The sequence below is a fragment of the Candidatus Protofrankia californiensis genome (assembly GCF_900634765.1).
Taxonomy (GTDB): Bacteria; Actinomycetota; Actinomycetes; order Frankiales; family Frankiaceae; genus Protofrankia; species Protofrankia californiensis.
Genome location: NZ_CAAAFT010000061.1, coordinates 24506 through 29009 on the forward strand (window position 1 = coordinate 24506; position 4504 = coordinate 29009).

5 protein-coding genes are annotated in these 4504 nt (G+C 67.7%); 2 read left to right on the forward strand and 3 right to left on the reverse strand.

The window, feature by feature from the left end; genetic code table 11:
- Nucleotides 1–17: 17 nt before the first annotated feature.
- On the reverse strand, nt 18–1634 hold the full coding sequence (locus DD1DGNOD_RS03615) for a TldD/PmbA family protein (RefSeq protein WP_241255442.1): 1617 nt from the start codon (nt 1632–1634) through the stop codon (nt 18–20).
- 180 nt (nt 1635–1814) lie between these two features.
- A complete protein-coding gene (locus DD1DGNOD_RS03620; protein WP_131765232.1) occupies nt 1815–2609 on the reverse strand; it encodes an HAD family hydrolase in 795 nt (264 codons plus the stop codon).
- Between the two features lie 260 nt (nt 2610–2869).
- Here DD1DGNOD_RS03620 and DD1DGNOD_RS03625 point away from each other — a divergent pair, with 260 nt between their 5' ends.
- Together DD1DGNOD_RS03625 and hisG are read left to right on the forward strand one after the other, a co-directional pair.
- Nucleotides 2870–3133, forward strand: a complete 264-nt coding sequence (locus tag DD1DGNOD_RS03625) for a phosphoribosyl-ATP diphosphatase (protein WP_131765233.1) — start codon at nt 2870–2872, stop codon at nt 3131–3133.
- A 51-nt stretch (nt 3134–3184) separates the two neighbouring features.
- Nucleotides 3185–4030, forward strand: a complete 846-nt coding sequence (gene hisG, locus DD1DGNOD_RS03630) for an ATP phosphoribosyltransferase (RefSeq protein ID WP_165034728.1) — start codon at nt 3185–3187, stop codon at nt 4028–4030.
- A gap of 86 nt (nt 4031–4116) precedes the next feature.
- Here the strand turns inward: hisG and folE are convergent.
- Nucleotides 4117–4504 (reverse strand): GTP cyclohydrolase I FolE (gene folE, locus DD1DGNOD_RS03635; protein WP_131769443.1); only part of this gene is annotated, 388 nt, incomplete at its 5' end.

The window sequence follows — 4504 nt, forward strand, 5'->3', positions numbered from 1 at the left end:
CTCGTGGGACTGCACGGTCACCGGCCTGCCTCTCGCTGGGTGTTGAGGATGTTGACGTCCCGGAACAGCGCCGAGGGGCAGCCGTGGCTGACCGCCGCGACCTGGCCGGGCTGGCCCTTGCCACAGTTGAACGTCCCACCCAGGACATAGGTCGCCTCGCCGCCCACGGCCTCGAGCGACCCCCAGAAGTCGGTGGTGGTCGCCTGGTAGGCGACGTCGCGCAGCTGCCCGACGATCCGGCCGTCGCGGATCTCGTAGAACCGTTGGCCGGTGAACTGGAAGTTGTACCGCTGCATGTCGATCGACCAGCTCTTGTCACCGACGATGTAGATCCCCCGGTCCATCCGGGAGATCAGCTCCTCTGTGGACGGCCCGCCCGGCGCGGGCTGCAGCGACACGTTCGCCATCCGCTGGATCGGCACGTGCCCGGAAGAATCGGCGAACGCGCAGCCGTTGGAACGCCCGGTTCCCAGGGCCGTGGCGTTCTGCGCGGCCATCCGGCGGTCGAGCTGGTAGCCGACCAGGGTGCCGGCACGGACGATGTTCCACTGCCCGGCCTGCACGCCTTCGTCGTCGTAGCCGATCGTCGCCAGACCGTGGGGGGCCGTGCGATCTCCGGTGACGTGCATGGCAGGGGAGCCGTAGCGCAGTTTTCCGATCTTGTCGAGGGTGACGAAGGAGGTCCCGGCATAGGCGGCCTCGTAGCCCAGCGCCCGGTCGAGTTCGGTGGCGTGCCCGACCGACTCGTGGATCGTCAGCCACAGGTTCGACGGGTCGATCACCAGGTCGTAACGCCCTGGTTCGACGGAGGACGCCTTGGCCTTCTCGGCGAGCAGGGACGGGATCAGCTCGATCTCGGCGTCCCAGTCCCAGCAGCCCGCGGCGGGGCCGGCGACCAGCCACTCCCAGCCGCGGCCGACCGGGGGGGCGATCGTCCGCATGGTCTCGAACCCGCCGGCGGCGCGCTCGACGCGGGTCGCCTCGATCTGGCAGATCACCCGGACGCGCTGCTGGGTGGTGGTCGTCCCGGCGAGGTCGGCGTAGAACTTGTTCTCCAGCACCTGGCCGAGCCTGCCGTCGACATGATCGACATCCTCGGCGGCCATCAGCGTACGGCACAGCCCCCCGACGCGCTCGATCTTTTCGGCCGTCTCGACGGTGAACGGATCGACCGCATAGGCCGACACCCACCTCGCGTCCGCGTGCACCGGCTCGTCGGCAAGCTCCACCGGTTCGCTGTTCAGCGGATGCGCCACCCGCGCGATCTCGACCGCCTCACGGGTCACCCGGACGGCCTCGTCCACGGTCAGGTCGACACCGGCGGCAAACCCCCATGTCCCGTTGTGCACGACCCGGACGGCGAAGCCGACCGACTGGCCGTCACCACGGCTTTCCAGGCCGCCGTCCCGGAAGGACAGGGATGCGTTGCGGATCCGTTCGATGCGGATGTCGGCGTGGGTGGCCCCCAGGTCGCGGGCGGTCTGCAGGGCGGCGTCGGCAAGGGCGGCGCGGGGCAGCGCGAGGAACTCGGCGTCGATGTCGTGGGCCGGGGTGCCGGCGGCGTCCGGACTCGTTCGCCCGGCGCCGCTCACGGGAACGCCGCCCGCGGATGTGGTAGTGGCAGATGTGGCCATGGAGTCATCCTGGCCTCCGGCGAAAGGATCTGTCCCGCGGGGCGGTGGTCGGTGTCGCCGGGCGCCACGGCGACACCGGGTGGCGTGAGGCCAGGCGCCGGCGGCGTCCAGCCGAACACCGACGGCATCAGCGGAACATCCCGTGGCATCAGCGCAGGCATCAGCGCAACAGCGACGGCATCAGTGGAAGAGGCGTTCGAGGACGTGGGCGACGCCGTCTGCGTCGTTGGACGCGGTGATCTCGTCGGCGGCGGCGAGGACGTCCGGGTGGGCGTTGGCGACCGCGACGGAGTACCCGGCCCAGGCGAACATCGGCAGGTCGTTCGGCATGTCACCGAAGGCGATCGCGCTCTGCGCGGACACGCCGTAGCCGGCCGCGATCTCCGCCAGGGCGATGCCCTTGGAGACGCCTGCCCCGGCGATCTCAACAAGATCATAACTTGACGTGGTGACCACGGCCGTCGACCCGGCGATGGCCACGATGCTGCCGTAGACGTCGGCGAAGCTGCCCGTGGACAGGGCGCGCCTGACCAGCAGTTTCGTCGCGGGCAAGGCCGTGAGCAGCTCAGCGGCACCACCGACGACCTCGTGCGGATCGGGCCACATCGTGGTGAAGGTCGGCTCCCGGCCGAATCGCGTACCGCTCTCCACGGCAAAGGACGCGTCCGGCACGATCGCCCTGATCTCGGTGACCAGATGGAGCGCGGTGGCGGGATCCAGGATGCGGTGCCTGAAGGTGGCGAAGTTGTCCAGATCGTAGACGAGCGCGCCGTTCGCGCAGATCGCCAGACCCGACGTGCCGGTCTGGGTCACGATGTCGGCCATGACCCGGGTCGGGCGTCCGGTGACGAAGAGGACGATGGATCCGGCGTTCCTGACCCTGCGCAGCACGGCCCGCGTACGATCCGAGATCGTGCCGTCGGTGCGGATCAGCGTCCCGTCGAGGTCGGTGGCGACGAGCGCTGGGCAGAACACAATCGTTTAGTAAACCGCATCCGGGCCGGTTGTGTCGCCGGAAGCCTGGATCCCTGGGTCGCGGAGGGCCAAAGGCAGCCTGATCATGTTTCCGCCGTGTATCCCGCGCGCTCGTTGGGTGCTGCGTTAGCATGCGCGTGGTCCGGGAGGCCGAGGTCCCTGGGTCGCTGGCCGGAGAGGGTTCCGGACGGCGAACAGTCCTTCCAGCGTCCAGAATGATCATTATTGCGACTGGTGGGAGGGAAGGTGTTCGGACGGCGATGAAAACGTTCGATGAACTATATCTTGAGCTGGCCGGAAAATGGCGCGAACGAACGCCCGGCTCCGGCAGTGTCGACGCTCTGGACAAAGGGATTCACCACATCGGGAAGAAACTCCTCGAAGAAGCCGCGGAAACCTGGATGGCGGCGGAGCACGAGGGGACGGAGCGGGTCGCCGAGGAGCTGTCGCAGCTGCTGTACTGGAGCCAGCTGGTGATGATTTCCGTGGGTCTGACACCGCACGACGTATACTCCAGATTGTGATGACGGCCCTTCGGTGCACATTCGGCGCCGAACTGTGACACGGGGGCGATGATGCTTCGACTCGCGGTGCCCAACAAGGGGGCGCTGGCGACCGCGTCCAGTCAGTTGCTCGTCGATGCGGGTTACCATGCGCGTCGCGAATCGGCGGAGCTGGTCATCACCGATATCGAGAACGACATCGAGTTCTTCTTCCTCCGGCCTCGTGACATCGCCGTCTATGTCGGGGCGGGTCGGCTGGACATCGGTATCACCGGCCGTGACCTCCTGATCGACAGTGGGGTCGCCGCCGACGAGCTGCTGCCGTTGGGCTTCGGCTTCTCGACCTTCCGCTACGCCGTGCCGGAAGGCAGCCTGACCGACACCGACGGTCTGACCGGTATGCGGATCGCCACGTCGTTTCCCGGTCTGGTCGCCGCCGACCTGGCCAGGCGCGGAATCGACGCGCAGATCGTCAGGCTGGACGGCGCGGTGGAAACCGCCATCCGGCTCGGGGTCGCCGACGCCGTCGCGGACGTGGTGGAGACCGGGCGCACGCTGCGGGCCCATGGATTAACGCTGCTGGGCGAACCGGTGCTGCGCTCCGAAGCCGTGGTCGTCGTGAAGAAGGGGTTGGACCTCACCTCGGCGCACGAACGGTTGTTGCGCCGGATCCAGGGCGTTCTGGTCGCCCGACGCTACGTCATGATGGATTACGACGTCCCGAACTCCGTGCTTGAGAAGGCATGCGAGATAACCCCCGGCTATGAATCGCCGACCATATCCCCGCTGCAGCGTGAGGACTGGGTCGCGGTGCGCGCCATGGTGCCCCACACGGAGCTGAATCGGGTGATGGACGACCTGTGGGAGATCGGCGCCCGGGGCATTATCGTCTCCTCCATTCAGGCCTGCCGGCTGTAGGGGGCGTCGGGGGGCGTCCCTGGCGCGCTGGTGGTACCGGTGTGATGCCGCTGAAGTGCTGTGCGTGGCCGGGCGCTGCGGGGGGGTCAGCGGTGGCTGAGAATGAGCGACATACCCTCGTTGCGGGTTGCGGTGCTCAGGAACTGACCACGTACCGCCGAGGTCACTGTGCGGGCACCCGGCTTGCGGACCCCACGCATGGACATGCACAGATGCTCGGCTTCGACCACGACCATGACCCCCCTGGGTGAGAGGGCCTGTTCCAGCGCGTCGGCGATCTGGGTTGTCAGCCGTTCCTGCACCTGTGGACGTCGCGAGTACAGGTCGACGAGCCGGGCGAGCTTGGACAGCCCGGTGATCTGGCCGTTTTCGTTCGGAATGTAGGCCACATGCGCCTTTCCGGCGAACGCGACCAGATGGTGTTCGCACAACGATGTGAAGTCGATGTCGCGAACCAGCACCATCTCTTCGTGA

Excerpts from the sequence above, each read along its gene's own strand:
- DD1DGNOD_RS03615 (WP_241255442.1), bottom strand. The coding sequence starts at position 1,634 with ATGGCCACATCTGCCACTACCACATCCGCGGGCGGCGTTCCCGTGAGC.
- DD1DGNOD_RS03625 (WP_131765233.1), top strand. The coding sequence starts at position 2,870 with ATGAAAACGTTCGATGAACTATATCTTGAGCTGGCCGGAAAATGGCGC.
- hisG (WP_165034728.1), top strand. The coding sequence starts at position 3,185 with ATGCTTCGACTCGCGGTGCCCAACAAGGGGGCGCTGGCGACCGCGTCC.